Below are 26,014 nucleotides of genomic sequence, written 5' to 3'. Positions count from 1 at the left end.
TGCGTTTCGCAATCCGTGAAGGCGGCCGTACTGTAGGCGCTGGTGTTGTTGCTAAAGTTATCGCTTAATCGCTGATAATTAAGAGCAAAAAAAGGGTGCTTCGGCACCCTTTTTTATTGCCCAAAATTTGAGGCAGAAAGAGAGCAAACTACATTTGCAATAATAACCATTCTCATTTACAGTTAATGTAAGATTTATACGAAGTGTGGTTTCTATGTACGTGTGTTTGTGCAATTCAGTGAGTGATAAAACGATCAGACAGGCTGTCAGACGTTACCAGCCGCAAACGTTTCAGCAGTTAAGAAGTTTTGTTCCTGTAGGAACCCAATGTGGCAAATGTGTCCGAGCGGCACGCCAGATAATGGAAGATGAATTACAGCAAATTCCTGAGTTCAAAAACATTGCGTAAAAATACTTAGCTTAAAAGTGTGCCTTTTTTTTGACTTACTCTGTACCGGATCTACTCTTTAGATACCGGAACGGAGGAGTTACCTATGAAAGGCGATAAAAAAGTCATTGCTCATCTCAACAAACTTCTTGGAAATGAACTGGTTGCTATCAATCAGTATTTTCTTCATGCACGTATGTTCAAAAACTGGGGCTTAATGCGCCTGAACGGCATCGAGTATCATGAGTCTATAGACGAAATGAAGCATGCCGATATCTACATTGAGCGCATATTGTTCCTCGAAGGCATCCCCAATCTGCAAGACCTTGGCAAACTCAATATTGGTGAAGATGTTGAGGAAATGCTCAAATCGGATTTAGTACTCGAACTGGAAGGTGCTAAAGATCTGCGTGAAGGGATTGCCTATGCAGATTCTGTCCACGATTATGTCAGCCGCGATTTGATGATTACTATTCTGGCTGATGAAGAGCACCATATTGACTGGCTGGAAACTGAGATCGAATTGATTGGACGTATAGGGCTGCAAAACTACATTCAGTCGCAGTTGAAAGAAGAATCCCAAAGCCATTAGCTGATATCCGGATGATTGCATCGGCCAGATAACATCATTTTCTGGCTGATGTAGACATTGCACTTCATTCCCCATGTAAAAGACGGCCACTGCGTAAGAACTGTTTTTCATCCCTTTACCCTGGAATTGCCTTCCTGCTGCCCCTCCTCATGGTCCACTGCGAATACCATTTCCCCGGCAAAAAATTTTCTCTATGAAGATCTGGCCATACCGACTGCGCAACAAACCGCAAAAGGAGCTGGCGAGCCCCGAGAGGGGAGGGGGATATCGAGCAAAATAAAAGCAATACTTGATGAAAGCTTGTTGCTTATTCCCCTTGTTTACGTATAATGCGCGGGCTTACCTAATATTGGTAAGCCTGATTCGATAAGAATCAGTGGCCAGTAAGTTTACTTACCGGTCGACAATACTCCCGATATGGGGGTTATGTTAAGAACGATTACACTCTCCCATCAATCGAAATGGGTATGAGGAGTAATCATTTACGTTTAAAATAATTGGAGCTCTGGTCTCATGCAGAACCAAAGAATCCGTATCCGCCTGAAAGCGTTTGATCATCGTCTGATCGATCAATCAACTGCGGAAATCGTTGAGACCGCGAAGCGCACTGGTGCGCAAGTTCGTGGTCCAATCCCGCTGCCGACCCGCAAAGAGCGCTTTACCATTCTGATTTCTCCGCACGTCAATAAAGATGCGCGCGATCAGTATGAGATTCGCACTCACAAGCGTCTGGTTGACATCGTTGAGCCAACCGAGAAAACCGTTGATGCTCTGATGCGTCTGGATCTGGCTGCTGGTGTAGACGTGCAGATCAGCCTGGGTTAATCAGGGTCATTGAGCGATTGAGAGGTTGAAACAATGATTGGTTTAGTCGGTAAGAAAGTGGGTATGACTCGTATCTTCACAGAAGATGGCGTTTCAATCCCTGTAACCGTTATCGAAATTGAAGCAAACCGCGTTACTCAGGTCAAAGACCTGGACAACGATGGTTACCGCGCTGTACAGGTTACTACTGGTAGCAAAAAAGCTAACCGTGTAACCAAACCAGAAGCGGGTCACTTCGCTAAAGCTGGCGTAGAAGCTGGCCGCGGTCTGTGGGAATTCCGCCTTGCAGAAGGTGAAGAGTTCACTGCAGGTCAGAACATTAGCGTCGAAATTTTCGCAGACGTTAAGAAAGTTGATGTTACCGGTACTTCTAAAGGTAAAGGTTTTGCTGGCACAGTTAAGCGCTGGAATTTCCGTACCCAAGACGCTACCCACGGTAACTCCTTGTCTCACCGTGTTCCGGGTTCTATCGGTCAGAACCAGACTCCGGGCAAAGTGTTCAAAGGCAAGAAAATGGCAGGCCAACTGGGTAACGAGCGTGTAACCGTTCAAAGCCTGGACGTAGTACGTGTTGACGCTGAGCGCAACCTGCTGCTGGTCAAGGGTGCTGTTCCGGGTGCAACCGGTGGCAACCTGATCGTTAAACCTGCTGTTAAGGCTTAACGTCGAGGAGATAGGAATGGAATTAGTAGTGAAAGACGCGCAGAGCGCGCTGACTGTTTCCGAAACTACCTTCGGGCGTGATTTCAATGAAGCGCTGGTACACCAGGTCGTTGTTGCTTATGCAGCAGGTGCCCGTCAAGGTACTCGCGCTCAGAAGACCCGTGCTGAAGTAACCGGTTCCGGTAAAAAACCTTGGCGTCAGAAAGGTACTGGCCGTGCGCGTGCAGGTTCTGTAAAGAGCCCAATCTGGCGTTCCGGTGGTGTAACCTTCGCTGCAAAGCCACAGGACCACAGTCAAAAAGTAAATAAAAAGATGTACCGCGGCGCGCTGAAAAGCATCCTGTCCGAACTGGTACGTCAAGATCGTTTGATCGTTGTCGAGACGTTCTCTGTAGAAGCGCCTAAAACTAAGCTGCTGGCACAGAAACTGAAAGACATGGCCCTGGAAGACGTGCTGATTGTAACTGGCGAAGTCGACGAGAATCTGTTCCTGGCCGCACGTAACCTGTACAAGGTTGACGTTCGCGATGTAGCAGGTATCGATCCAGTAAGCCTGATCGCCTTCGACAAAGTAGTTATGACTGCTGACGCTGTGAAGCAAGTTGAGGAGATGCTGGCATGATTCGTGAAGAACGTCTGCTGAAAGTGCTGCGCGCGCCGCACGTTTCTGAAAAAGCGTCTGCTGCGATGGAAAAGAACAACACCATCGTTCTCAAAGTTGCCAAAGACGCGACTAAAGCGGAAATCAAAGCTGCGGTTTCGAAACTGTTTGAAGTCGAAGTCGAAGATGTGAACACCTTGCTGGTTAAAGGCAAAGTTAAACGTCACGGTCAGCGTGTTGGTCGTCGTAGCGACTGGAAAAAAGCTTACGTAACCCTGAAAGAAGGCCAGAATCTGGACTTCATCAGCGGCGCTGAGTAAGTCGGAGGAGTAAGAACAATGGCAATTGTTAAATGTAAACCTACATCTCCGGGTCGTCGCCACGTTGTTAAAGTGGTTAACCCTGAGCTGCACAAGGGTAAACCTTATGCTCCGCTGCTTGAAAAACTGAGCAAAAGCGGTGGCCGTAACAACAATGGCCGTATCACCACCCGTCATATCGGTGGTGGCCACAAACAGCATTATCGTCTGGTTGACTTCAAACGCAACAAAGATGGTATCGCTGCAGTGGTTGAGCGTCTGGAGTACGATCCGAACCGTTCCGCGAACATCGCGCTGGTTCTGTACAAAGACGGCGAACGCCGTTACATCCTGGCGCCGAAAGGCCTGAAAGTGGGTGACCAGATCCAATCTGGCGTTGATGCTGCAATCAAGACAGGTAACACCCTGCCTATGCGCAACATCCCAGTAGGTTCAACGGTTCACAACGTAGAAATGAAACCAGGTAAAGGCGGCCAGATGGCTCGTTCAGCTGGTGCCTACGTTCAGATCGTTGCTCGTGACGGTTCCTACGTAACTCTGCGTCTGCGCTCTGGCGAAATGCGTAAAGTTCAGATCGATTGCCGCGCCACCTTAGGTGAAGTCGGTAACTCTGAACACATGCTTCGCGTTCTGGGTAAAGCAGGTGCTGCTCGTTGGCGTGGTATTCGTCCTACCGTTCGCGGTACTGCGATGAACCCAGTCGATCACCCACACGGTGGTGGTGAAGGTCGTAACTTTGGTAAGCACCCGGTAACTCCGTGGGGCGTTCAAACCAAAGGTAAGAAGACCCGTAGCAACAAGCGTACTGATAAATTCATTGTACGTCGCCGTAGTAAAAAATAATTAGAGGATAAGCCATGCCACGTTCTCTCAAGAAAGGTCCTTTTATTGACCTGCACTTGCTGAAGAAGGTAGAGAAAGCGGTGGAAAGCGGTGACAAGAAGCCTTTGCGCACTTGGTCCCGTCGTTCAACGATCTTTCCTAACATGATCGGTTTGACCATCGCTGTCCATAATGGTCGTCAGCACGTACCAGTATTTGTTTCCGATGAAATGGTCGGTCACAAACTGGGTGAATTCGCGCCGACTCGTACTTATCGCGGCCATGCGGCTGATAAAAAAGCTAAAAAGCGCTAAGGTAGGAGGAAGAGATGGAAACTATAGCTAAACATCGCCACGCTCGTTCTTCTGCTCAGAAGGTTCGCCTTGTTGCTGACCTGATTCGCGGTAAGAAAGTGTCGCAAGCTCTGGAAACTCTGGCCTATACCAACAAGAAAGCTGCTGGTCTGGTTAAGAAGGTGCTGGAGTCTGCCATTGCTAACGCAGAACACAACGATGGCGCTGACATCGATGATCTGAAAGTCACGAAGATTTTCGTAGACGAAGGCCCAAGCATGAAGCGCATTATGCCGCGTGCTAAAGGTCGTGCAGATCGCATTCTGAAGCGCACCAGCCACATTACTGTGGTTGTGTCCGATCGCTGAGACTCTGGAGACTAGCAATGGGTCAGAAAGTACATCCTAATGGTATTCGACTGGGTATTGTCAAACCTTGGAACTCTACTTGGTATGCAAATACCAAAGATTTCGCTGACAACCTGGACGGCGACTTTAAAGTTCGTCAGTTCCTGACTAAGGAATTGGCGAAAGCTTCCGTTTCTCGCATCGTTATCGAGCGTCCAGCGAAGAGCATCCGTGTGACTATTCACACTGCTCGTCCTGGCATCGTTATCGGCAAGAAAGGTGAAGATGTCGAAAAACTGCGTAAGGTCGTAGCGGATATCGCTGGCGTTCCTGCGCAGATTAACATCGCCGAAGTCCGTAAACCGGAACTGGACGCAAAATTGGTTGCTGACAGCATCACTTCACAGCTGGAACGTCGCGTTATGTTCCGTCGTGCTATGAAGCGTGCTGTACAGAACGCAATGCGTCTTGGCGCTAAAGGTATCAAAGTTGAAGTAAGCGGCCGCCTTGGCGGTGCTGAAATCGCGCGTACCGAATGGTACCGTGAAGGTCGTGTTCCGTTGCACACTCTGCGTGCGGATATCGATTACAACACATCTGAAGCGCACACCACTTACGGTGTAATCGGCGTTAAGGTATGGATCTTCAAAGGTGAGATCCTGGGTGGTATGGCTGCAGTTGAACAACCGGAACCGGCTGCTCAACCTAAAAAGCAGCAGCGTAAAGGCCGCAAGTAAGGAGAGTCGCTGATGTTACAACCAAAGCGTACAAAATTCCGTAAGGTGCACAAGGGCCGCAACCGTGGTCTTGCGCAAGGTACGGATGTGAGCTTCGGCACTTACGGTCTGAAAGCTGTTGGCCGTGGTCGTCTGACTGCTCGTCAAATTGAAGCAGCACGTCGTGCGATGACCCGTGCAGTTAAGCGTCAAGGTAAGATCTGGATCCGAGTATTCCCGGACAAACCGATCACCGAGAAACCGCTCGAAGTTCGTATGGGTAAAGGTAAAGGCAACGTAGAGTATTGGGTTGCTTTGATCCAGCCTGGTAAAGTCCTGTACGAAATGGACGGTGTGCCTGAAGAGCTGGCTCGTGAAGCCTTCCAGCTGGCAGCAGCCAAACTGCCTATCAAAACCACCTTTGTAACTAAGACGGTGATGTAATGAAAGCACAAGAGCTGCGCGAAAAAAGCGTGGAAGAGCTGAACACTGAGTTGCTGAACCTTTTGCGTGAGCAGTTTAACCTGCGCATGCAAACGGCAAGCGGCCAGTTGCAGCAAACACACCTGTTGAAGCAAGTGCGTCGTGATGTAGCACGTGTGAAAACTTTACTGACTGAAAAGGCGGGTGCGTAATGACTGATAAGATCCGTACTCTGCAGGGTCGTGTAATCAGTGACAAAATGGAAAAATCCATTGTTGTTGCGATTGAACGTGTGGTGAAACACCCGATTTACGGTAAGTTCATCAAACGTACGACCAAATTGCACGTACATGACGAGAACAATGAATGTGGTATCGGCGACGTTGTGGAAATCAGCGAATGCCGTCCACTGTCTAAGACTAAGTCTTGGACCTTGGTTCGCGTTGTAGAGAAAGCGATTCTGTAATACAGTAGCGCCTCTCGAAAACAGATAAACGGCTCATGTAGTGGGCCGTTTATTTTTTCTACCCATAATCGGGAACCGGTGTTATAATGCCGCGCCCTCATATTGTGGGGATTTTTTAACGACCTATCCTGGGTCCTAAAGTTGTAGTTGACATTAGCGGAGCACTAACATGATCCAAGAACAGACTATGCTGACCGTGGCCGACAACTCCGGTGCACGTCGCGTAATGTGTATCAAGGTTCTAGGTGGCTCGCACCGTCGCTACGCAGGCGTCGGCGACATCATCAAAATTACCATCAAGGAAGCAATTCCTCGCGGTAAGGTGAAGAAAGGCGATGTGCTGAAGGCGGTAGTGGTGCGCACCAAGAAGGGTGTTCGTCGCCCGGACGGTTCTGTCATTCGCTTCGATGGTAATGCATGCGTTATTTTAAATAATAACAGCGAGCAACCAATCGGCACGCGTATTTTTGGGCCGGTAACTCGTGAACTGCGTAATGAGAAGTTCATGAAAATTATCTCTCTGGCACCAGAAGTACTCTAAGGAGCGAACCATGGCAGCGAAAATCCGTCGCGATGACGAAGTTATCCTGCTTACCGGTAAAGATAAAGGTAAGCGCGGTAAAGTAAAAAATGTCCTGTCTTCTGGCAAGGTCATTGTTGAAGGTATGAACCTGGTTAAAAAACATCAGAAGCCTGTACCGGCCCTGAACCAACCAGGTGGCATCGTTGAAAAAGAAGCTGCAATTCCGGTTTCTAACGTTGCTCTCTTCAACACGGCTACTGGCAAGGCGGACCGTGTAGGCTTTAGATTCGAAGACGGAAAAAAAGTCCGTTTCTTCAAATCTAACAGCGTAACTATCAAGTAATTTGGAGTAGTACGATGGCGAAACTGCATGATTACTACAAAGACGATGTCGTAAAAAAACTCATGGCTGAGTTTGGTTACAATTCTGTCATGCAAGTCCCTCGGGTCGAGAAGATCACCCTGAACATGGGTGTTGGTGAAGCGATCGCTGACAAGAAACTGCTGGATAACGCAGCAGCTGACCTGGCAGCAATCTCCGGTCAAAAACCGTTGATCACCAAAGCACGCAAATCAGTTGCGGGCTTCAAAATTCGTCAGGGCTATCCGATCGGCTGTAAAGTAACCCTCCGCGGCGAACGCATGTGGGAGTTCTTTGAGCGTCTGGTCTCCATTGCTGTACCACGTATTCGTGACTTCCGCGGCTTGTCTGCTAAGTCTTTCGATGGTCGTGGTAACTACAGCATGGGCGTGCGTGAACAGATCATCTTCCCGGAAATCGATTATGATAAAGTCGATCGCGTTCGTGGTTTAGATATTACTATCACCACTACTGCGAAATCCGATGATGAAGGCCGTGCATTGCTGGCAGCCTTTAACTTCCCGTTCCGCAAGTAAGGCAGGGTTACTAATGGCTAAGCAATCCATGAAAGCACGCGAAGTCGTTCGCGTAAAACTGGCTGATAAATACCGCGCTAAACGCGAGGAATTGAAAGCTATTATCTCTGGTGTGAACTCATCCGACGAAGATCGTTGGGATGCTGTTCTTAAGCTGCAGTCTCTGCCGCGTGATTCCAGCCCGTCTCGTCAGCGTAACCGCTGCCGTCAAACTGGCCGTCCGCATGCTTTCCTGCGGAAGTTCGGGTTGAGCCGTATTAAGGTCCGTGAAGCCGCTATGCGCGGTGAAATTCCGGGTCTTAAGAAGGCTAGCTGGTAATTGTCACCAATTGAATCACGGGAGTAAAGACAGATGAGCATGCAAGATCCGATCGCGGATATGCTGACCCGTATCCGTAACGGTCAAGCCGCGAACAAAGTTGCGGTCACCATGCCTTCCTCCAAGCTGAAAGTGGCTATTGCCAACGTGCTGAAGGAAGAAGGCTACATTGAAGAATTTAAAATCGAAGGCGACGCCAAACCTGAACTGGAATTAGTACTGAAGTACTTCCAGGGCAAGTCAGTGGTAGAAAGCATTCAACGTATCAGCCGTCCAGGTCTGCGCATCTACAAGAAAAAAGATGAGCTGCCAAAAGTTATGGCCGGTATGGGTATCGCTGTTATTTCTACCTCTAAAGGTGTTATGACCGATCGTGCAGCTCGCCAGGCTGGTCTTGGTGGCGAGATTATCTGCTACGTAGCTTAATTGGGAGGAAAGAATGTCTCGTGTTGCAAAAGCACCCGTCGTCATTCCTGCCGGCGTAGAGGTAAAACTCAACGGTCAGGTTATTTCGATTAAGGGTAAAAACGGCGAGCTGTCACGTACTATCCATGACGCTGTTGTAGTTAAGCAGGAAGAAAATGCACTGACTTTCGCTCCACGCGAAGGCGCTGCAGACGGTTGGGCCCAAGCGGGTACCACTCGTGCACTGTTGAACTCTATGGTTGTAGGTGTTACCGACGGCTTCACTAAAAAGCTTCAACTGGTAGGTGTTGGTTATCGTGCTGCTGTTAAAGGCAACGTGGTGAATTTAGCCTTAGGCTTCTCTCACCCGGTCGATCACCAACTGCCGGAAGGCATTACTGCAGAATGTCCGACCCAAACCGAAATCGTGCTGAAAGGCGCTGATAAACAGGTTATTGGTCAGGTTGCTGCGGATTTACGTGCCTACCGTCGTCCTGAGCCTTATAAAGGCAAGGGTGTCCGTTACGCCGACGAAGTCGTGCGTACCAAAGAGGCTAAGAAGAAGTAAGGTAACACTATGGATAAGAAATCTGCTCGTATCCGTCGTGCGACCCGCGCACGCCGCAAGCTCAAAGAATTGGGTGCGACTCGTCTGGTGGTACATCGTACCCCGCGTCATATTTACGCACAGGTCATCGCACCAAACGGTTCTGAAGTAATAGTTGCTGCATCTACTGTAGAAAAAACTATCACTGAGCAACTGAAGTATACCGGCAACAAAGATGCTGCCACTGCTGTAGGTAAAGCTATCGCAGAACGCGCATTGGAAAAAGGGATCACGAAAGTATCCTTTGACCGTTCCGGTTTCCAATATCATGGTCGAGTCCAGGCACTGGCAGATGCTGCCCGTGAAGCTGGCCTTCAGTTCTAAGGAAGAGGTTTAAGATGGCTCACATCGAAAAACAAGCTGGCGAACTGCAGGAAAAGCTGATCGCGGTAAATCGCGTATCTAAAACCGTAAAAGGTGGCCGTATCTTCAGCTTTACCGCACTGACAGTAGTTGGTGATGGTAACGGTCGCGTTGGTTTTGGCTACGGCAAAGCACGCGAAGTTCCGGCAGCGATCCAGAAAGCGATGGAAAAAGCCCGTCGCAACATGTTGAATGTCGCGCTGAATAGCGGCACCCTGCAGCATCCTGTTAAAGGTGCTCATACGGGTTCCCGTGTGTTCATGCAGCCGGCTTCCGAAGGTACCGGTATCATCGCCGGTGGTGCAATGCGCGCCGTCCTGGAAGTTGCAGGGGTACATAACGTATTGGCTAAAGCTTATGGTTCCACTAACCCGATCAACGTGGTTCGTGCAACTATCGACGCTTTGGCAAATATGAAATCCCCACAAATGGTCGCTGCCAAGCGTGGTAAATCCGTTGAAGAAATTCTGGGGTAATTAACCATGGCAAAGACTATTAAAGTTACACAAACTCGCAGTTCTATTGGCCGTCTGCCGAAGCATAAAGCTACGTTGCTGGGCCTGGGTCTGCGTCGTATTGGTCACACCGTTGAGCGCGAGGATACTCCTGCTGTACGCGGTATGATCAACCTGGTTTCCTACATGGTTAAGGTTGAGGAGTAAGAGATGCGTTTAAATACTCTGTCTCCGGCTGATGGTGCCAAACAAGCGCCAAGGCGTGTAGGTCGTGGTATTGGTTCTGGCCTGGGTAAAACCGGCGGCCGTGGTCACAAAGGTCAGAACTCACGTTCTGGTGGTGGCGTACGTCGTGGTTTTGAAGGTGGTCAGATGCCTTTATATCGTCGTTTGCCGAAATTCGGCTTCACCTCCCGCAAAGCTATGATCACGGCAGAAGTTCGTCTGTCTGAACTGGCTCTGGTGGAAGGCGACGTGATCGACCTGAACGCGCTGAAAGCCGCTAACGTAGTTGGTATCCAGATCGAGTTCGCGAAAGTAATCCTTTCTGGCGAAGTTGGTCGTGCGGTAACTCTGCGTGGTTTGCGTGTCACCAAAGGCGCTCGTGTTGCTATCGAAGCTGCTGGCGGTAAAATTGAGGAATAAGTAGCAGATGGCTAAGCAACCGGGATTAGATTTTCAAAGTGCCAAGGGTGGACTAGGCGAACTGAAGCGCAGACTTTTGTTTGTTATCGGTGCGCTGATTGTTTTCCGTATCGGCTCTTTTATTCCGATCCCTGGTATTGATGCCACTGTACTTGCCAAATTGCTCGAGCAGCAAAGAGGTACCATCATTGAAATGTTTAACATGTTCTCTGGTGGTGCCCTTAGCCGTGCTTCAATCTTTGCTCTGGGGATCATGCCCTACATTTCGGCATCGATCATTATCCAGCTGTTAACGGTGGTTCATCCAGCGTTAGCAGAAATTAAGAAAGAAGGGGAGGCTGGCCGTCGTAAGATTAGTCAGTACACCCGTTACGGTACGCTGGTATTGGCAGTGTTTCAGTCGATCGGTATTGCTACTGGTCTGCCGAACATGCCTGGTATGCAGGGCCTGGTGTTAAATCCAGGCTTTGCGTTCTACTTTACCGCAGTTGTGAGCTTAGTGACCGGGACAATGTTCCTGATGTGGCTGGGTGAACAGATTACTGAACGAGGTATCGGTAACGGTATTTCAATCATTATCTTTGCTGGTATCGTAGCGGGTCTCCCGCCGGCGATTGCACATACTATTGAACAAGCTCGGCAAGGCGACCTGCACTTCCTCCTGTTGCTGTTGGTTGCAGTTTTAGTGTTTGCAGTGACTTTCTTTGTGGTGTTTGTTGAACGTGGCCAACGTCGTATCGTCGTTAACTACGCTAAACGCCAACAAGGTCGTCGTGTCTATGCAGCACAGAGCACGCACTTACCGTTGAAAGTGAATATGGCCGGGGTTATCCCAGCAATCTTCGCTTCCAGCATTATTCTGTTCCCTGCCACGATTGCATCATGGTTTGGGGGCGGGACTGGTTGGAACTGGCTGACTACGATTTCGCTGTATTTGCAGCCTGGACAACCGCTTTATGTGTTACTCTATGCGACTGCAATCATCTTCTTCTGTTTCTTTTATACTGCGTTGGTGTTCAACCCGCGTGAGACAGCAGATAACCTGAAGAAGTCCGGTGCATTTGTACCAGGAATTCGTCCGGGAGAGCAAACGGCGAAGTACATCGATAAAGTAATGACTCGTTTAACCTTAATTGGTGCGATGTATATTACTTTCATCTGCCTTATCCCGGAGTTCATGCGTGACGCGATGAAAGTTCCATTCTACTTTGGTGGTACTTCTCTACTAATCGTAGTCGTCGTTATCATGGACTTTATGGCTCAAGTGCAAACTCTGATGATGTCAAGTCAGTACGAGTCTGCATTGAAGAAAGCAAACCTGAAAGGCTATAACCGCTAATCTGGTGAGTTTGCGAAGTTACGGAGAGTAAAAATGAAAGTTCGTGCTTCCGTCAAGAAATTATGTCGTAACTGCAAAATTGTTAAGCGTAACGGTATCGTTCGCGTAATCTGCAGCGCAGAACCGAAGCATAAACAGCGTCAAGGCTGATTATCTCGCATATTTTTCTTGCAAAGTTGGGTTGAGCTGGCTAGATTAGCCAGCCAATCTTTTGTATGTAAGCAGCAATACTATTTGAGTATCCTGAAAACGGGCTTTTCAGAATGGTGTTGCCGTATATAAATAGTAGGAGTGCATAGTGGCCCGTATAGCAGGCATTAACATTCCTGATCAGAAACATACCGTGATCGCATTAACTTCGATCTACGGCATCGGTAAAACCCGCTCACAGTCTATCTGTGCTGCATCCGGTATTGCTGAAAATGTTAAGATCAGTGAGCTGTCTGAAGAGCAAATCGAAAAACTGCGTGACGAAGTTGCCAAGTTCATTGTTGAAGGTGATCTGCGTCGTGAAGTCACCCTGAGCATCAAGCGTCTTATGGACCTTGGGACTTATCGTGGTTTGCGTCATCGTCGTGGTCTTCCAGTACGCGGTCAGCGTACCAAGACTAACGCACGTACCCGTAAGGGTCCGCGTAAACCGATCAAGAAATAATCGGGGTGATTGAATAAATGGCAAAGGCACCTGTTCGTACACGTAAACGTGTAAGAAAACAAGTCTCTGACGGCGTGGCTCATATCCATGCTTCTTTCAACAACACCATTGTTACCATTACCGATCGTCAGGGTAATGCTTTGGGTTGGGCAACAGCTGGTGGTTCCGGTTTCCGTGGTTCTCGTAAATCCACTCCGTTCGCAGCTCAGGTTGCAGCAGAGCGCTGCGCCGACGCAGTGAAAGAATACGGTATCAAGAATCTGGAAGTTATGGTTAAAGGACCTGGTCCTGGTCGTGAGTCTACTATCCGCGCGTTAAACGCGGCTGGTTTCCGCATCACTAATATTACTGATGTGACTCCTATCCCTCATAACGGTTGTCGTCCGCCGAAAAAGCGTCGCGTATAACGCTGCTTTTAGGTTTGTTGGAGAGAGAAAATGGCAAGATATTTGGGTCCTAAGCTCAAGCTTAGCCGTCGTGAGGGCACAGATTTATTCCTTAAATCTGGCGTTCGCGCGATCGATACCAAGTGTAAAATTGAACAAGCTCCTGGTCAGCATGGTGCGCGTAAACCGCGTCTGTCTGACTATGGTGTGCAGTTACGTGAAAAGCAAAAAGTTCGCCGTACTTACGGTGTTCTGGAGCGCCAGTTCCGTAACTATTACAAAGAAGCAGCACGCCTGAAAGGCAACACCGGTGAAAACCTGTTGCAACTGCTTGAGGGTCGTTTAGACAACGTCGTTTATCGTATGGGCTTCGGCGCTACTCGTGCGGAATCGCGCCAGTTAGTTAGCCACAAAGCTATCATCGTAAATGGTCGCGTTGTTAACATCGCTTCTTATCAGGTATCTCCGAATGACGTTGTCAGCATCCGTGAGAAAGCTAAAAAGCAATCTCGCGTGAAGGCCGCTTTGGAGTTGGCTGAACAGCGTGAAAAGCCGACTTGGCTTGAAGTTGATGCTGCTAAGATGGAAGGTGTGTTCAAGCGTATGCCTGAACGTACTGATCTGTCTTCCGACATTAACGAACACCTGATCGTCGAGCTTTACTCCAAGTAAAGCTTAGTACCAAAGAGAGGACACAATGCAGGGTTCTGTGACAGAGTTTCTAAAACCGCGCCTGGTAGATATCGAGCAAGTCAGTTCGACGCACGCCAAGGTGACCCTTGAGCCTTTAGAACGTGGCTTTGGCCATACTTTAGGCAACGCACTGCGCCGTATTCTGCTTTCATCCATGCCGGGTTGCGCGGTGACCGAGGTTGAGATTGATGGTGTACTGCATGAGTACAGCACCAAAGAAGGCGTACAGGAAGATATCCTGGAGATCCTGCTCAACCTGAAAGGGCTGGCGGTGAGAGTTCAAGGTAAAGATGAAGTTATTCTTACCCTGAATAAGTCTGGCATTGGCCCTGTGACTGCAGCCGACATTACCCATGATGGTGATGTCGAAATCGTCAAGCCGCAACATGTCATCTGCCACCTGACCGATGAGAACGCTGCTATTAGCATGCGCATCAAAGTTCAGCGCGGTCGTGGTTATGTGCCGGCGTCTGCCCGAATTCATTCGGAAGAAGATGAGCGCCCAATTGGTCGTCTGTTAGTAGACGCATGCTACAGCCCTGTAGAGCGAATTGCCTACAATGTTGAAGCAGCGCGTGTAGAACAGCGTACTGATTTGGACAAGCTGGTTATCGAAATGGAAACCAACGGTACGATCGATCCTGAAGAGGCGATCCGTCGTGCGGCAACCATTCTTGCTGAACAACTTGAAGCTTTCGTTGATTTACGTGATGTACGTCAACCGGAAGTCAAAGAAGAGAAGCCGGAATTCGATCCAATCCTGCTGCGCCCTGTTGACGATCTGGAATTGACTGTCCGCTCTGCTAACTGCCTTAAGGCAGAAGCAATCCACTACATCGGTGATCTGGTACAGCGTACCGAGGTTGAGTTACTTAAAACACCTAACCTGGGTAAAAAATCTCTTACTGAGATCAAAGACGTACTTGCGTCCCGTGGTTTGTCTCTGGGCATGCGCCTGGAAAACTGGCCACCAGCAAGTATTGCTGACGAGTAACCGGATCACAGGTTAAGGTTTTACTGAGAAGGATAAGGTCATGCGCCATCGTAAGAGTGGTCGTCAACTGAACCGTAACAGCAGCCACCGACAGGCTATGTTCCGTAACATGGCCGGCTCTTTGGTTCGTCATGAGATCATCAAGACGACCCTGCCGAAAGCGAAAGAGCTGCGTCGCGTTGTTGAGCCGCTGATTACTCTTGCCAAGACCGACAACGTTGCAAATCGTCGTCTGGCATTCGCCCGTACTCGTGATAACGAGATCGTGGCAAAACTGTTTAATGAACTGGGCCCGCGTTTCGCGAGCCGTGCCGGTGGTTACACTCGTATTCTTAAGTGTGGCTTCCGTGCAGGCGACAATGCGCCGATGGCATACATCGAGCTCGTTGATCGTGCAGAGTCAAAAGCAGAAGTAGCAACTGCTGAATAATCTGTAGATGCATGAAAAAACCGGGCTTATGCCCGGTTTTTTTACATCTAAAATTTGACCTCCCCTGTTTCCTCATTCCCGACACAATTGAACCTGAATTCCCTCCCCTTTCGCGCTAAGCTGCAAGTATGATCTATGATGATCCTTTCATTACTTCAAAGGCAAAATCATGTTCCTGATTGACCAGTGGGTAGAAAAGCACATCAAGGATGCTCAGGAAAAGGGTGACTTTGAGAATCTGCCTGGCAATGGACAACCCATCGTTCTGGACGATGACAGCGCTGTGCCGGAAGACTTAAGGGTTGCCTATCGCATCTTAAAAAATGCGGGCTATTTGCCACCGAAACTTCAGGACAGAAAGGAAGCGGTAGCGTTGGATCATTTACTGCAGACATTGGACAACAAGGATCCACAATTCGCTGTTGCTGAAAAACGGCTGAGGGTTCTTCGATTAAGGTTGCAACAGGCGGGTATGAATACCGACTTTTTGCAAGGGCATTACAAAGATATGCTGCAGGATAAATTCAGGGGTAGATAACATGTACAAAATTGGTGAGCTGGCCGGACTCGCGAATGTTTCCGCAGATACTGTTCGCTACTACGAAAAGCAGGGAATGATGGGCGCTGGCACCCGTAATTCTTCGGGTTATCGTCAGTATGATGACAATGATTTGCAGCGGCTTCGTTTTATCCGTTATGCAAAATCCACGGGGTTTACACTGGAGGCTATCAAAGAGCTGCTATCAATTCGCATAGATCCTTTGCATCATACGTGTCAGGAATCTAAAGCCATTGTGGATGAACGGCTTGCGGAGGTTGAGTTCAAATTACAGGAACTGACTCAGATGCGTGAGTCACTGCAAAGATTAAGTGCTGCCTGCTGCGGTTCGGCGCATACCAGTGCAAGTTGTTCTATTTTGGAAGCTTTAGAAGATGGTGCAGGTAAAGTAGCCTGAATTTATTAGTCATTTTATATACTGGTTTCGGACGGATAATTTTAGCAGTATGATGTGCGCGGATTTTGTCCAAACTGTATTTAACATATCGAGGATATATGACTCAGTATAAGCATCAAAAAGGTGTCGTTCAGGATAATGCGTTACAGGCTCTTCTCCATGATCCCTTGTTCAAACAACGTGTCGAGAAGAATCAGAAAGGGAAAGGAAGTTATCGTCGTAAAGAGAAGAATGGGAAGGGCAGTTATCTGGAGGGCAGTGTTGAGTGTTCAGTCGAATATTCAACACTGCCCTTCTAAAATCAGGCAGAGTTTAACTGGCTGATTTTAATTTCTAGAATTTTGGCGTCTGTTGTTCTTTCAGCAAATCACGAATTTCCGCCAGCAATGTTTCTTCTGCCGTTGGTTTTGGCGGCGCTGCCGGGGCATCTTCCTGTTTACGACGCATTTTGTTCATCAGTGTGATCGCCAGGAATATTGCCAGCGCGACGATGACGAAATCAAAAATGTTCTGAATAAATACACCGTAATGCATAACTACAGCGGGCGTCGCACCCTGAGCATCCCTCAGAACGAAAGCAAATTGTTTGAAATCCACCCCGCCAATCAGTAATCCTAGTGGGGGCATAATAATATCGGCGACAAATGATGACACTATTTTGCCAAATGCTGCGCCGATGATAACACCCACAGCAAGGTCAACCACGTTGCCACGCATGGCAAACTCACGAAACTCTTTCATAAAACTCATAAAATACTCCTTGGCAAATTCATCAAATGTGTCAAAACAAGTAAAGACCATTTGTAGAGTCTTCGCTACAAAAGTTCTCATCCAATTCTAATTAGCGGAAATTCTTATATTCACCATCGCCAATTATAAGAAGAACGGACTTGGCTGGAACAGTCGCTCCACATCCCTGACAAATTTCTTGTCGGTTATAAACATAACAACGTGATCACCTTGTTGGATCCTGCTGGTACCGTTGGCAATGATCACGTCATTCCCGCGAACAATCGCGCCAATGGTTGTACCTGGCGGAAGTTTGATTTGTTCGACGGTTCGACCCACCACTTTTGAGGTGGTTTCATCGCCATGAGCGATGGCCTCAATGGCTTCCGCAACACCGCGGCGCAGCGAGGAAACGCTGACAATATCGGCTTTCCTGACATGCCCCAGTAATGCGGAGATTGTGGCCTGCTGGGGCGAAATGGCTATATCAATGACGCTGCCCTGAACCAAATCCACGTAAGCACTGCGCTGGATAAGCACCATGGCTTTCTTCGCGCCCATTCGCTTGGCCAGCATGGCAGACATGATGTTAGCTTCATCGTCATTGGTGAGGGCAATGAAAACATCGACCTGTTCGATATGCTCTTCGGCCAAAAGCTCCTGATCTGAAGCGTCACCATAGAAAACGATGGTGTCTTGCAAAAGCTCAGCAAGCTCAGCGGCGCGTTGTTGGTCACGCTCGATAAGTTTGACGCTGTAATTTTTCTCAAGTCGCTGCGCCAGACCCGCGCCAACATTGCCACCGCCAACGATCATAATCCGCTTATAAGGCTTTTCCAGTCTCTGAAGTTCGCTCATAACTGCGCGAATATGCTGTGAAGCTGCCACAAAGAAGACTTCATCACCGGCTTCAATGATAGTCGAACCCTGAGGACGGATTGGACGATCCTGACGGAATATTGCGGCCACACGCGTTTCAATATGCGGCATGTGTTCGCGCATAGATGAAAGCGCGTTACCGACTAACGGGCCGCCATAATAGGCTTTGACCGCTGCGATACTGACCTTTCCTTCCGCAAAATTCACGACCTGAAGCGCACCAGGATACTCAATGAGCTTGTAGATATAGTCTGTGACTAATTGCTCTGGTGAAATCAGATGGTCGATTGGAACTGCTTCTGGCAAGAAAAGCTTTTCTGATTCGCGGATGTATTCCGTTGAACGAATGCGCGCTATACGATTAGGCGTGTTAAACAGCGAATAAGCTATCTGGCAGGCAATCATATTGGTTTCGTCAGAATTGGTCACAGCGACCAGCATATCCGCATCTTCGGCGCCGGCCTCACGTAATACACGCGGATGAGAGCCGTGTCCCTGCACTACACGGAGGTCGAATTTATCCTGAAGCTGACGTAACCGGACGGTATTGGTATCGACAACGGTAATATCGTTGTTTTCACCCACCAGGTTTTCGGCGAGTGTTCCGCCAACCTGCCCGGCACCGAGAATTATTATTTTCATATGACTCTCTGCTTTGCCTCAACACTATCAGGCAGCATCAATGCTGCTGATAGGAAATGATTAACTTTTGATAAGTTTAGCGTAATAGAAGCCGTCGCCATCTTCAGCATGAGGAAGATTTTGTCGTCCGGGATTTTCCTGCGTGCCAGTTTCGACCAATGTCGCATCCGGGTGTGATTGCAGGAATGCGGTAATTTGCTGAGAGTTTTCGTCAGGCAATATTGAACAGGTGGCATAGACCAGTACGCCCTTACTTTTCAGTCTTGGCCATACTGCTTCAAGGATTTCTTTTTGAAGACCTGCAAGTTCAGCAATATCACTGTCTCTGCGCAACCATTTAATATCAGGATGTCGGCGAATTACGCCCGTTGCAGAACAAGGTGCATCGAGCAATATGCGATCGAAGATGCGGTCACCCGCCCAAACCTGCGGCTCGCGGCCATCACCCTGTTTAACTTCGGCACTGAGTTTCAGACGCTGAAGGTTTTCATGAACACGTTTCAAACGTTGTTCATCCACATCGACCGCAAGAACGTGAGCCTTTGGCGCAGCTTCAAGGATATGCGTTGTTTTTCCTCCCGGAGCACAGCACAAATCGAGGATCATTTCGCCATTGCGTGGATCCAGCAGATCAACGCTGCCTTGTGCCGATGCATCCTGAACGGTAACCCAACCGTCCGCAAACCCCGGAAGGAGATTGACCTGGCAGGGCGTAACTAATCGCAATGCATCACGGTATTCAGGATGTGCAGCCGCCTCAATTTCTGCGTCACTAAGTAATTGCAGATATTCATCACGGGTGTGATGCATGCGGTTTACGCGCAGCCACATAGGAGGTCTTTGGTTGTTCGCTTCCACAATACTTTCCCATTGGTCGGGATAAGCTTTTTTGAGGCGGTTCATCAACCAGCTTGGGTGAAGGTAGCGGCTGTCATTATTCACCATGCGTTGCAGCAACTCTTCCTGCTGACGCTGGAACTGACGCAGAACCCCGTTGATCAAACCTTTCAGCTGAGGACGTTTCAGGGCAACAGCGCCTTCGACGGTTTCAGCCAATACGGCGTGCGCCGGAATACGGGTATGTATCAGCTGGTAAAGGCCAACCATCAGCAAATAGTGCAAGGTTCTCTGTTTGCCGGTGAGAGGTTTTGCCATCAGTTGCTGCAAACACCATTCCAGTTGCGGAAGAACACGCAAGGTGCCAAAGCAGAGTTCCTGAAGTAACCCGCGATCTTTGTCTGAGACATTTTTTTGCAGACCAGGAAGAACGGTCGAGAGAGAAAGACCTTTGTCCAGAACCTGGCTGATGGCTTGAGCTGCAATACTACGGAGATTATAGGCTGTTTTCATAGTCAAAAAAGCTGACCGAAGCCAGCATTATCAGAAAGATATGGCCCGACGAGATATCGGGCGTAGTCGTGATGGTCAGGCTAAACGCGTGCCTTCGATAAACCATTCGCGACGAGAGTTCAGCAAGTCCTGTGCGGACATTGCCTTCTTACCCGAAGGTTGTAGCTGGGTAATATTCAGAATGCCGTCAGATGTGGCGACCTGAATCCCCTTTTTGTCAGCAGAAATGATAGTCCCCGGCAATGCATCGTGTTGCGCTGCCAGACATTCTGCCTGCCAGACTTTCACCGGTTGATCATCAATCATGAAGAAGCTGACAGGCCATGGGTTAAACGCGCGAATACAGCGTTCAAGTTGATCGGCTGACAGGTTCCAGTCTAAACGGGCTTCTTCCTTGCTGAGTTTCTCGGCGTAGGTCACGTGCTCTTCGCTTTGAACTTCAGGTTTTGCTGTGCCGTTCGCCAGTTGCTTCAATGTTTCAAGCATACCCTGCGGGCCCAGCTCAGCCAGTTTGTTGTAAAGCGATGCGCTGGTATCTTCCGGCAGGATGTCACATTCCACTTTATGCAGCATATCGCCGGTATCAAGACCGACATCCATCTGCATGATCGTGATACCCGTTTTGGCATCTCCCGCCCACAATGAACGTTGAATGGGAGCTGCACCACGCCAGCGTGGCAGAAGCGAACCATGGACGTTAATGCAGCCCAGTTTCGGCATTTCGAGCACCGCTTTTGGCAAGATCAAACCATAAGCCACGACCACCATGATGTCAGCCTCGAGCGCTGAAACCAAAGACTGGTTTTCTTCAGGACGCAGGGATTTCGGTTGAAAAACAGGGATATCGTGAGTCTGGGCCAGAACCTTCACCGGGCTTGCGGTCAGTTTATTACCGCGACCCGCAGGGCGGTCAGGCTGAGTGAAAACGCCGACTACCTGATGTTCTGATGATAAAAGCGCGTCAAGATGACGCGCTGCAAAGTCGGGAGTACCGGCAAATATGATTCGCAAAGCAGTGTCCTGTGTTACACGAATATTAGTCAGCCCGTGCGTTCAGCTTGGCCATTTTTTCCATTTTCTGGCGGATGCGTTGACGTTTCAATGGGGACAAATAATCCACGAATAATTTACCCACCAGATGATCCATTTCATGCTGGATACAAATCGCCAGCAAGTCATCAGCTTCAAGCTCAAAGGTTTTGCCGTCGCGATCAAGCGCGCGAACTTTGACTTTCTCGGCACGCGGCACGAGAGCCCGTTGATCAGGGATCGACAGGCAGCCTTCTTCAATCCCTGTCTCGCCGCTTTTTTCCAGCAGTTCAGGGTTGATGAGAACCAGACGTTCGTCGCGGTTTTCAGAGACATCAATCACGATAATGCGCTGATGAATATCTACCTGAGTCGCAGCCAGGCCGATGCCTTCTTCTGCATACATGGTTTCAAACATATCATCCACGATCTGCTGGATTTCGGCGTTAACTTCTTTGACCGGTTTTGCAGTAATGCGAAGCCGCTCGTCTGGGAAATGTAATATCTGTAATACGGACATATTTTTCTGGATCTTTATTCAAATGATTGAAGATATATAGACTCTATTCTAGACATTTCCCGCCGCGATTGACAGCATCCTCTGCCAATTGAATCAGTCGCTGAAAGGCATTAAGCAAGGAAAGCATAATGACATTACAGGAAGTATGGATACGTTTATCGAGGGTTAAACGCCTTGATGCGGGGCTGGCCGAAGGGATTATCCGGTCATTATTTAGCCGCGGGATTTATTCCCCCTCTGAATTAATGCGTTGCGGACTATCAGAAGAACAAATCGCGGACTTTCGACATTGTAATGCGCGGTGGGTCGCAGAATCACTGAGATGGCTGGAGGGCGATCATTGCCATCTGATGACTTTTGACAGCCCTTTGTATTCTGTTTTGCTGGCACAAATTTCCTCTCCTCCGTTAATCCTGTTTGTGGAAGGGGACCCTGATTTACTGTCCTCTCCTCAAATCGCGATGGTCGGGAGTCGCGAATTCACGCATTACGGCGAACAATACGCGCAGGTCTTTGCCAGCGGGCTGGTGAGTAGCGGTTTTACCATAACGAGCGGACTGGCCATGGGGATCGACGGAATTAGTCATCGCGCAACGCTTGAGGCCCAGGGCAAAACGATCGCAGTGCTGGGAAGCGGATTGCTGAAACGTTATCCGCCACGGCATTCGACCTTAGCTCAGCACATTCTTGAAGCCGGAGGGGCGCTGGTTTCAGAGCATTTAGTGACAGCTCCGCCTCTTGCTGCACATTTTCCTCGCCGCAACAGGATCATTAGCGGGTTAAGCGCCGGTGTGCTGGTCATTGAGGCAACATTACGCAGTGGTTCACTTATCACTGCACGGTATGCGCTGGAACAGGGAAGAGAGGTTTTCGCCCTTCCAGGGCCGTTGGGAAGTATGACTTCAGAAGGCACGCACTGGCTTATTCAGCAGGGCGCATATCTGGTGACGGAGCCTAACGACATTGCCGAGCATATTGGCAGCGGCCTGACCTGGTTTCCTGATATCCGCGCCTCAGAATCTTTCAAAAAGCCTGTAAACAACAGTTCCGGGGCGCCAGAGACGATTATTTGTGCGCAAGATAGCGAAGTTGAATTGCCATTTGCTGATGTGTTGGCTAACGTAGAATATGAGGTGACATCTGTTGACGTCGTCGCCGAACGTGCCGGCCAACCTGTGCCAGAAGTGGTAGGTAAGCTACTCGAGCTGGAGTTAGCAGGATGGATCGCAGCTGTATCCGGCGGCTATGTCCGAATTAAGAGGGCAAGCCATGTTCGACGTACTAATGTACTTATTTGAAACTTACATTCACAACGAAGCGGAGATGAATGTTGACGAGGATAGGTTAACGGATGACTTGACCGAAGCTGGTTTCCACCGGGCTGATATTCACAATGCGTTGAGTTGGCTTGAAAAACTTGCGGATATGCAAGAGGGTGGAACCCCATCTTATATGCTGGATTCCGATCCTTCAGCATTACGTATTTACACCGATGAGGAAACAAGTCGGTTAGATAGCAGTTGTCGTGGTTTTTTATTGTTCCTGGAACAGATAAAAGTACTGAACTTCGATACCAGAGAGATGGTTATCGATCGTGTTATGGCTCTGGACACTGAAGAATTCGATCTTGAGGATCTGAAGTGGGTCGTGCTGATGGTTCTCTTTAATATTCCCGGATATGAAAGCGCGTATCAGCAAATGGAAGAGCTGTTGTTTGAGGTTAATGAAGGTTATCTGCATTAATAGATAACAGGTAAAAAAGTAATATATGACAAAAGCAGCACTTTTTGCTGAGAAGCAAAATGAATCCTGTCCGGAATGCGGGGCCAACCTGGTGATCCGTAGTGGTCGCCATGGCCCTTTTCTGAGTTGTTCATCCTATCCACAATGCCAGTATATTCGTCCTCTGAAATCTCAGGCTGATGGTCATATTGTGAAAGTCCTGGATGGGCAATTATGCCCTAAATGTGAGTCGACCTTAGTGCTGCGTCAGGGGCGTTATGGGATGTTTATTGGCTGTAGCCAGTATCCTGAATGTGACCATATTGAAGTGATAGATAAACCTGAAGAAACCAGCCTGGGTTGTCCGCAATGTGGGAAGGGACATTTGTTGCAGCGAAAATCGCGCTTTGGCAAAGTGTTTCATGCCTGCGACCGTTACCCGGATTGCCAGTTTGCCATCAATAACAAGCCGGTTGCGGGGGAGTGTGTCCATTGCCATTACCCTTTATTGATGGAAAAGAAAACGGCGCAAGGTATTAAGCTATTTTGTGCCAGTAAATTATGCGGTAAAGCCGTAGAAATTAAAGATAACGAACAAGATGAATAAAAGCCTGGAAAACTCATTTACCCTCGTGCTCGACGCGCTGCGTGAGCAGCAAGTTGTTGCTTATCCGACTGAAGCTGTCTTTGGCCTCGGATGTGATCCGGATAGCGAACAGGCTGTCGATGCGCTTCTGGCACTGAAAAAACGGCCTAAAGATAAAGGTCTTATTCTGATTGCTGATAATTATCAGCAGCTTCTCCCTTATATAGATGACACCGCGCTTACTGAACAACAGCTTGCCCATATCTGGTCATTCTGGCCGGGTCCGGTAACGTGGGTCATGCCTGCTAAAACGTCGACGCCTGAATGGCTAACCGGACGTTTTACATCGCTGGCGGTACGGGTTACCGATCATCCGCTGGTAAAAGAACTGTGCCAGAAATTTGGCAAACCGCTGGTGTCTACCAGTGCTAATCTCAATGGCGAGCCGCCATGCCGGTTGCCGGATGAAGTACGATTCCAGTTTGGGGATAATTTCCCGGTGCTTGATGGCGATGTCGGCGGAAGAGAAAATCCATCAGAAATTCGGGATGCCCTTACCGGCAACCTGATCCGTCAAGGTTAAAGGAAGAAAGTGATGTCATCTTTCGCGGTATTTGGGAATCCGATAGGTCACAGCAAATCCCCTCGCATCCATGCGTTATTTGCCAGCCAGACCGGAGTCGAACACACCTATGGCACCGTGCTGGCTCCGCATGAAGAGTTTGAAGAAACGCTGCGAACCTTTTTTGAAGGCGGAGCCTGTGGGGCAAATATCACCGTGCCTTTTAAAGAGCGCGCTTTTGCAGAATCGGATGAGCTTACTGATCGTGCTGCAATGTCTGGTGCTGTGAATACCCTGAAAAAGCTTGAAGACGGGCGATTGCTCGGCGACAACACCGATGGTATCGGTATGTTGAGTGACCTTAAGCGGCTGGCGCTTTTGAAGCAAGGCGACCGGGTTTTACTGATCGGTGCCGGTGGCGCTGCGCGAGGGGTGATACTTCCCTTACTGTCTTATGGCTGTTCAGTGGTTGTCACTAACCGGACGTTCGAGCGCGCACAGCACCTGAGCCATATCTTCGAACAGAAAGGGGATATCCGGGCAATTGCGCTTGCCGATCTGGCGGATGAGTCTTTTGATCTGATCATTAATGCTACGGCATCCGGCATTAAAGGTGAGATCCCTGCGCTCCCTGAAAAAGTGCTGACCGCGCAGACCCGTGTCTACGATATGTATTATCAGGCAGGTTTAACGCCTTTCCTTACCTGGGCGAAAGATAACGGGGTAACGGGTTATGCCGACGGCTTAGGAATGCTGGTGGGGCAAGCGGCCCATGCTTTCTATCTGTGGCATGGTGTTATGCCTGAGATCGAACCTGTGCTGGAACAGTTAAAGAAAGACTTGCTGGCTTAACCGGTAACGCCTGAACAGTGTGCATTTTACTGTTCAGGCAACGCTCTTCTTTATTTTTCCTGAGAAAGGTACAGATCTTTCCAGGTGACATAGTTATTCGAAGAATATGTTAGTCCCGCCAGTTCCTCAGATGTCAGCTCCCGTATTTGTTTCACCGGGCTGCCTAAATAGAGATAACCGCTTTCGAGAGTTTTCCCTGGCGGAACCAGACTTCCGGCGCCAATCATTACGTCATCCTCAACGATCGCACCGTCCAGCAAGATCGATCCCATTCCTACCAGCACCCGGTTTCCGATAGTGCAGCCATGCAGCATGGCCTTATGACCGACGGTAACGTCCTCTCCAATAATAAGAGGATGGCCTTCAGGATTATGCCGCGACTGGTGAGTCACATGCAGCACGCTTCCATCCTGAACATTAGTTCTGCAGCCGATCACGACATTATTCACATCACCCCGTATCACCACCAGCGGCCAGATACTGACATCATCGGCCAGATCAACATCACCAATCACCACACTGGAGGGATCAACCATGACTCTTTCTCCTAATGTTGGTGTAAATCCCTGATAAGCACGTAAAGCCTGAGACATCTGAAGCACCCCATAAGTGAGTTTTGACCCTGGCAATATAGTTCGGGTCTGAGTAAATACCAATTTGAGCTCAATCAGATCGGCGTGAAAACCAGCGGATCGAACGAGATCTCCGCGAAAGGGTTGAAAAATACGCAGTCGATCCTTTTATTGGAAAAAAGGCTTGTGCAAAAAATTGGGATCCCTATAATGCCGCTCCATCGACAGGGAACAACGTGAACAACATCACGAAGTGACCGGGTCGGAAAAATTAAAAACAGCGGCAACCGGATGAAATAAACGGTTGACACTGAATGAGGAAAGCGTAATATATGCCCCTCGAGTTAGCAAGCGAAAGCGCGTAACTCACTGCTCTTTAACAATTTATCAGACAATCTGTGTGGGCACTCACAAGACGATATCAGCCACCTCGGTGGCAAAAAATATC

The 26,014-nt window shown here is 48.9% G+C and carries 45 protein-coding genes; 39 read left to right on the top strand and 6 right to left on the bottom strand.

Features of this window, described 5'->3' with window-relative positions:
- The 34 genes from D6C13_RS26260 to D6C13_RS23830 form a co-directional block, all read left to right on the top strand.
- The coding region (locus D6C13_RS26260; RefSeq protein ID WP_130634147.1) for an EF-Tu C-terminal domain-related protein at window positions 1-68 on the top strand (68 nt) is incomplete at its 5' end.
- Between the two features lie 146 nt (window positions 69-214).
- Window positions 215-409: a bacterioferritin-associated ferredoxin gene (bfd, locus tag D6C13_RS23990; RefSeq protein WP_013573671.1), complete on the top strand. Its 195-nt coding sequence runs from the start codon at window positions 215-217 to the stop codon at window positions 407-409.
- An 85-nt stretch (window positions 410-494) separates the two neighbouring features.
- Entirely contained in the window at window positions 495-980 is a 486-nt protein-coding gene (bfr, locus tag D6C13_RS23985; RefSeq protein WP_120135147.1) for a bacterioferritin, read from the top strand.
- A 513-nt stretch (window positions 981-1,493) separates the two neighbouring features.
- The gene (gene rpsJ / locus D6C13_RS23980; RefSeq protein WP_009639175.1) at window positions 1,494-1,805 is read left to right on the top strand and encodes a 30S ribosomal protein S10; all 312 of its coding nucleotides are present in this window, start codon (window positions 1,494-1,496) and stop codon (window positions 1,803-1,805) included.
- 33 nt (window positions 1,806-1,838) lie between these two features.
- A complete protein-coding gene (gene rplC / locus D6C13_RS23975; protein WP_013573687.1) occupies window positions 1,839-2,468 on the top strand; it encodes a 50S ribosomal protein L3 in 630 nt (209 codons plus the stop codon).
- A gap of 16 nt (window positions 2,469-2,484) precedes the next feature.
- Entirely contained in the window at window positions 2,485-3,090 is a 606-nt protein-coding gene (gene rplD, locus D6C13_RS23970; RefSeq protein WP_009639177.1) for a 50S ribosomal protein L4, read from the top strand.
- Complete coding sequence (gene rplW / locus D6C13_RS23965) at window positions 3,087-3,389, top strand: 50S ribosomal protein L23 (protein ID WP_120135146.1); 303 nt, start codon at window positions 3,087-3,089, stop codon at window positions 3,387-3,389. The genes rplD and rplW overlap by 4 nt, the downstream gene beginning before the upstream one ends.
- A gap of 18 nt (window positions 3,390-3,407) precedes the next feature.
- Window positions 3,408-4,232 (top strand): 50S ribosomal protein L2, encoded by an 825-nt coding sequence (rplB, locus tag D6C13_RS23960; RefSeq protein ID WP_112288137.1) that lies wholly within the window; start codon window positions 3,408-3,410, stop codon window positions 4,230-4,232.
- Window positions 4,233-4,246: 14 nt separating this feature from the next.
- Window positions 4,247-4,525, top strand: coding sequence for a 30S ribosomal protein S19 (rpsS, locus tag D6C13_RS23955; RefSeq protein ID WP_004929772.1), 279 nt, complete (start codon window positions 4,247-4,249; stop codon window positions 4,523-4,525).
- Window positions 4,526-4,539: 14 nt separating this feature from the next.
- A complete protein-coding gene (rplV, locus tag D6C13_RS23950; RefSeq protein WP_004391423.1) occupies window positions 4,540-4,872 on the top strand; it encodes a 50S ribosomal protein L22 in 333 nt (110 codons plus the stop codon).
- Between the two features lie 17 nt (window positions 4,873-4,889).
- Window positions 4,890-5,588: a 30S ribosomal protein S3 gene (rpsC, locus tag D6C13_RS23945; protein ID WP_013573691.1), complete on the top strand. Its 699-nt coding sequence runs from the start codon at window positions 4,890-4,892 to the stop codon at window positions 5,586-5,588.
- 12 nt (window positions 5,589-5,600) lie between these two features.
- Complete coding sequence (gene rplP, locus D6C13_RS23940; protein WP_009639183.1) at window positions 5,601-6,011, top strand: 50S ribosomal protein L16; 411 nt, start codon at window positions 5,601-5,603, stop codon at window positions 6,009-6,011.
- Window positions 6,011-6,202 (top strand): 50S ribosomal protein L29, encoded by a 192-nt coding sequence (gene rpmC / locus D6C13_RS23935; protein ID WP_013573692.1) that lies wholly within the window; start codon window positions 6,011-6,013, stop codon window positions 6,200-6,202. The genes rplP and rpmC overlap by 1 nt, the downstream gene beginning before the upstream one ends.
- Window positions 6,202-6,456 (top strand): 30S ribosomal protein S17, encoded by a 255-nt coding sequence (gene rpsQ, locus D6C13_RS23930; RefSeq protein ID WP_014333604.1) that lies wholly within the window; start codon window positions 6,202-6,204, stop codon window positions 6,454-6,456. The genes rpmC and rpsQ overlap by 1 nt, the downstream gene beginning before the upstream one ends.
- A 169-nt stretch (window positions 6,457-6,625) precedes the next feature.
- The gene (gene rplN, locus D6C13_RS23925; protein ID WP_008457164.1) at window positions 6,626-6,997 is read left to right on the top strand and encodes a 50S ribosomal protein L14; all 372 of its coding nucleotides are present in this window, start codon (window positions 6,626-6,628) and stop codon (window positions 6,995-6,997) included.
- Window positions 6,998-7,007: 10 nt separating this feature from the next.
- Window positions 7,008-7,322: a 50S ribosomal protein L24 gene (rplX, locus tag D6C13_RS23920; RefSeq protein WP_120135145.1), complete on the top strand. Its 315-nt coding sequence runs from the start codon at window positions 7,008-7,010 to the stop codon at window positions 7,320-7,322.
- Between the two features lie 14 nt (window positions 7,323-7,336).
- Window positions 7,337-7,876: a 50S ribosomal protein L5 gene (rplE, locus tag D6C13_RS23915; RefSeq protein WP_120135144.1), complete on the top strand. Its 540-nt coding sequence runs from the start codon at window positions 7,337-7,339 to the stop codon at window positions 7,874-7,876.
- A gap of 13 nt (window positions 7,877-7,889) precedes the next feature.
- Window positions 7,890-8,195 carry a 30S ribosomal protein S14 gene (rpsN, locus tag D6C13_RS23910; protein WP_013573696.1) on the top strand — a complete coding sequence of 102 codons (306 nt, stop codon included), beginning with the start codon at window positions 7,890-7,892 and terminating at the stop codon, window positions 8,193-8,195.
- Between the two features lie 33 nt (window positions 8,196-8,228).
- On the top strand, window positions 8,229-8,621 hold the full coding sequence (gene rpsH / locus D6C13_RS23905) for a 30S ribosomal protein S8 (RefSeq protein ID WP_120135143.1): 393 nt from the start codon (window positions 8,229-8,231) through the stop codon (window positions 8,619-8,621).
- A gap of 13 nt (window positions 8,622-8,634) precedes the next feature.
- Entirely contained in the window at window positions 8,635-9,168 is a 534-nt protein-coding gene (gene rplF / locus D6C13_RS23900) for a 50S ribosomal protein L6 (RefSeq protein WP_112288138.1), read from the top strand.
- Window positions 9,169-9,177: 9 nt separating this feature from the next.
- Window positions 9,178-9,531 (top strand): 50S ribosomal protein L18, encoded by a 354-nt coding sequence (rplR, locus tag D6C13_RS23895; RefSeq protein ID WP_013573699.1) that lies wholly within the window; start codon window positions 9,178-9,180, stop codon window positions 9,529-9,531.
- A gap of 14 nt (window positions 9,532-9,545) precedes the next feature.
- Entirely contained in the window at window positions 9,546-10,046 is a 501-nt protein-coding gene (rpsE, locus tag D6C13_RS23890; protein WP_101080135.1) for a 30S ribosomal protein S5, read from the top strand.
- A 6-nt stretch (window positions 10,047-10,052) separates the two neighbouring features.
- Window positions 10,053-10,232, top strand: coding sequence for a 50S ribosomal protein L30 (gene rpmD / locus D6C13_RS23885; RefSeq protein WP_013573701.1), 180 nt, complete (start codon window positions 10,053-10,055; stop codon window positions 10,230-10,232).
- A 3-nt stretch (window positions 10,233-10,235) separates the two neighbouring features.
- A complete protein-coding gene (rplO, locus tag D6C13_RS23880) occupies window positions 10,236-10,670 on the top strand; it encodes a 50S ribosomal protein L15 (protein WP_013573702.1) in 435 nt (144 codons plus the stop codon).
- Window positions 10,671-10,677: 7 nt separating this feature from the next.
- Window positions 10,678-12,009, top strand: a complete 1,332-nt coding sequence (gene secY, locus D6C13_RS23875) for a preprotein translocase subunit SecY (protein WP_013573703.1) — start codon at window positions 10,678-10,680, stop codon at window positions 12,007-12,009.
- Between the two features lie 33 nt (window positions 12,010-12,042).
- Window positions 12,043-12,159: a 50S ribosomal protein L36 gene (gene rpmJ, locus D6C13_RS23870; RefSeq protein ID WP_012768118.1), complete on the top strand. Its 117-nt coding sequence runs from the start codon at window positions 12,043-12,045 to the stop codon at window positions 12,157-12,159.
- Window positions 12,160-12,307: 148 nt separating this feature from the next.
- Window positions 12,308-12,664 (top strand): 30S ribosomal protein S13, encoded by a 357-nt coding sequence (gene rpsM, locus D6C13_RS23865; protein ID WP_013573704.1) that lies wholly within the window; start codon window positions 12,308-12,310, stop codon window positions 12,662-12,664.
- A gap of 17 nt (window positions 12,665-12,681) precedes the next feature.
- Window positions 12,682-13,071: a 30S ribosomal protein S11 gene (gene rpsK, locus D6C13_RS23860; protein WP_004929731.1), complete on the top strand. Its 390-nt coding sequence runs from the start codon at window positions 12,682-12,684 to the stop codon at window positions 13,069-13,071.
- 30 nt (window positions 13,072-13,101) lie between these two features.
- Window positions 13,102-13,722 (top strand): 30S ribosomal protein S4, encoded by a 621-nt coding sequence (gene rpsD / locus D6C13_RS23855; protein WP_112288139.1) that lies wholly within the window; start codon window positions 13,102-13,104, stop codon window positions 13,720-13,722.
- A gap of 25 nt (window positions 13,723-13,747) precedes the next feature.
- A complete protein-coding gene (locus D6C13_RS23850) occupies window positions 13,748-14,737 on the top strand; it encodes a DNA-directed RNA polymerase subunit alpha (protein WP_002919219.1) in 990 nt (329 codons plus the stop codon).
- Window positions 14,738-14,777: 40 nt separating this feature from the next.
- The gene (gene rplQ / locus D6C13_RS23845) at window positions 14,778-15,167 is read left to right on the top strand and encodes a 50S ribosomal protein L17 (protein ID WP_013573706.1); all 390 of its coding nucleotides are present in this window, start codon (window positions 14,778-14,780) and stop codon (window positions 15,165-15,167) included.
- Between the two features lie 169 nt (window positions 15,168-15,336).
- Complete coding sequence (locus tag D6C13_RS23840; RefSeq protein ID WP_120135142.1) at window positions 15,337-15,705, top strand: DnaJ family domain-containing protein; 369 nt, start codon at window positions 15,337-15,339, stop codon at window positions 15,703-15,705.
- A gap of 1 nt (window position 15,706) precedes the next feature.
- Window positions 15,707-16,123 carry a Zn(2+)-responsive transcriptional regulator gene (gene zntR, locus D6C13_RS23835; protein ID WP_120135141.1) on the top strand — a complete coding sequence of 139 codons (417 nt, stop codon included), beginning with the start codon at window positions 15,707-15,709 and terminating at the stop codon, window positions 16,121-16,123.
- 98 nt (window positions 16,124-16,221) lie between these two features.
- Window positions 16,222-16,422, top strand: coding sequence for an alternative ribosome-rescue factor A (locus tag D6C13_RS23830; RefSeq protein WP_120135140.1), 201 nt, complete (start codon window positions 16,222-16,224; stop codon window positions 16,420-16,422).
- 34 nt (window positions 16,423-16,456) lie between these two features.
- Here D6C13_RS23830 and mscL read toward each other — a convergent pair whose 3' ends face one another.
- The 5 genes from mscL to def all read right to left on the bottom strand — a co-directional run bounded on the left by mscL (window position 16,457) and on the right by def (window position 21,272).
- The gene (gene mscL, locus D6C13_RS23825) at window positions 16,457-16,873 is read right to left on the bottom strand and encodes a large-conductance mechanosensitive channel protein MscL (protein ID WP_120135139.1); all 417 of its coding nucleotides are present in this window, start codon (window positions 16,871-16,873) and stop codon (window positions 16,457-16,459) included.
- A 123-nt stretch (window positions 16,874-16,996) separates the two neighbouring features.
- Complete coding sequence (gene trkA, locus D6C13_RS23820; protein ID WP_120135138.1) at window positions 16,997-18,373, bottom strand: Trk system potassium transporter TrkA; 1,377 nt, start codon at window positions 18,371-18,373, stop codon at window positions 16,997-16,999.
- A 60-nt stretch (window positions 18,374-18,433) separates the two neighbouring features.
- The gene (gene rsmB, locus D6C13_RS23815; RefSeq protein ID WP_120135137.1) at window positions 18,434-19,723 is read right to left on the bottom strand and encodes a 16S rRNA (cytosine(967)-C(5))-methyltransferase RsmB; all 1,290 of its coding nucleotides are present in this window, start codon (window positions 19,721-19,723) and stop codon (window positions 18,434-18,436) included.
- 75 nt (window positions 19,724-19,798) lie between these two features.
- A complete protein-coding gene (gene fmt / locus D6C13_RS23810) occupies window positions 19,799-20,758 on the bottom strand; it encodes a methionyl-tRNA formyltransferase (RefSeq protein WP_208642943.1) in 960 nt (319 codons plus the stop codon).
- Between the two features lies 1 nt (window position 20,759).
- Window positions 20,760-21,272 (bottom strand): peptide deformylase, encoded by a 513-nt coding sequence (gene def, locus D6C13_RS23805; protein WP_112288147.1) that lies wholly within the window; start codon window positions 21,270-21,272, stop codon window positions 20,760-20,762.
- Between the two features lie 128 nt (window positions 21,273-21,400).
- On the opposite strand from def, the gene dprA reads away from it, so the two are divergent.
- From dprA to aroE, 5 genes are read left to right on the top strand one after another with little or no spacing between them, the layout of a single operon-like run.
- Window positions 21,401-22,570, top strand: coding sequence for a DNA-protecting protein DprA (dprA, locus tag D6C13_RS23800; protein WP_120135135.1), 1,170 nt, complete (start codon window positions 21,401-21,403; stop codon window positions 22,568-22,570).
- The gene (locus tag D6C13_RS23795) at window positions 22,542-23,015 is read left to right on the top strand and encodes a DUF494 family protein (RefSeq protein ID WP_112288149.1); all 474 of its coding nucleotides are present in this window, start codon (window positions 22,542-22,544) and stop codon (window positions 23,013-23,015) included. Before dprA ends, D6C13_RS23795 begins: the two co-directional genes overlap by 29 nt.
- A 25-nt stretch (window positions 23,016-23,040) precedes the next feature.
- On the top strand, window positions 23,041-23,601 hold the full coding sequence (locus D6C13_RS23790) for a DNA topoisomerase family protein (RefSeq protein WP_120135134.1): 561 nt from the start codon (window positions 23,041-23,043) through the stop codon (window positions 23,599-23,601).
- A complete protein-coding gene (tsaC, locus tag D6C13_RS23785) occupies window positions 23,594-24,163 on the top strand; it encodes an L-threonylcarbamoyladenylate synthase type 1 TsaC (RefSeq protein WP_120135133.1) in 570 nt (189 codons plus the stop codon). The genes D6C13_RS23790 and tsaC overlap by 8 nt, the downstream gene beginning before the upstream one ends.
- Before the next feature lie 9 nt (window positions 24,164-24,172).
- Entirely contained in the window at window positions 24,173-24,994 is an 822-nt protein-coding gene (gene aroE / locus D6C13_RS23780) for a shikimate dehydrogenase (protein ID WP_208642942.1), read from the top strand.
- 50 nt (window positions 24,995-25,044) lie between these two features.
- On the opposite strand, the gene D6C13_RS23775 is transcribed toward aroE, so the two are convergent.
- Window positions 25,045-25,587, bottom strand: a complete 543-nt coding sequence (locus tag D6C13_RS23775; RefSeq protein WP_120135131.1) for a gamma carbonic anhydrase family protein — start codon at window positions 25,585-25,587, stop codon at window positions 25,045-25,047.
- Between the last annotated feature and the right edge of the window lie 427 nt (window positions 25,588-26,014).

It is taken from the genome of Rahnella woolbedingensis (genome assembly GCF_003602095.1).
Classification (GTDB): domain Bacteria; phylum Pseudomonadota; class Gammaproteobacteria; order Enterobacterales; family Enterobacteriaceae; genus Rahnella; species Rahnella woolbedingensis.
Note: the sequence above shows the minus strand (reverse complement) of the source record. Positions and strands in the feature narration are given on the sequence as shown.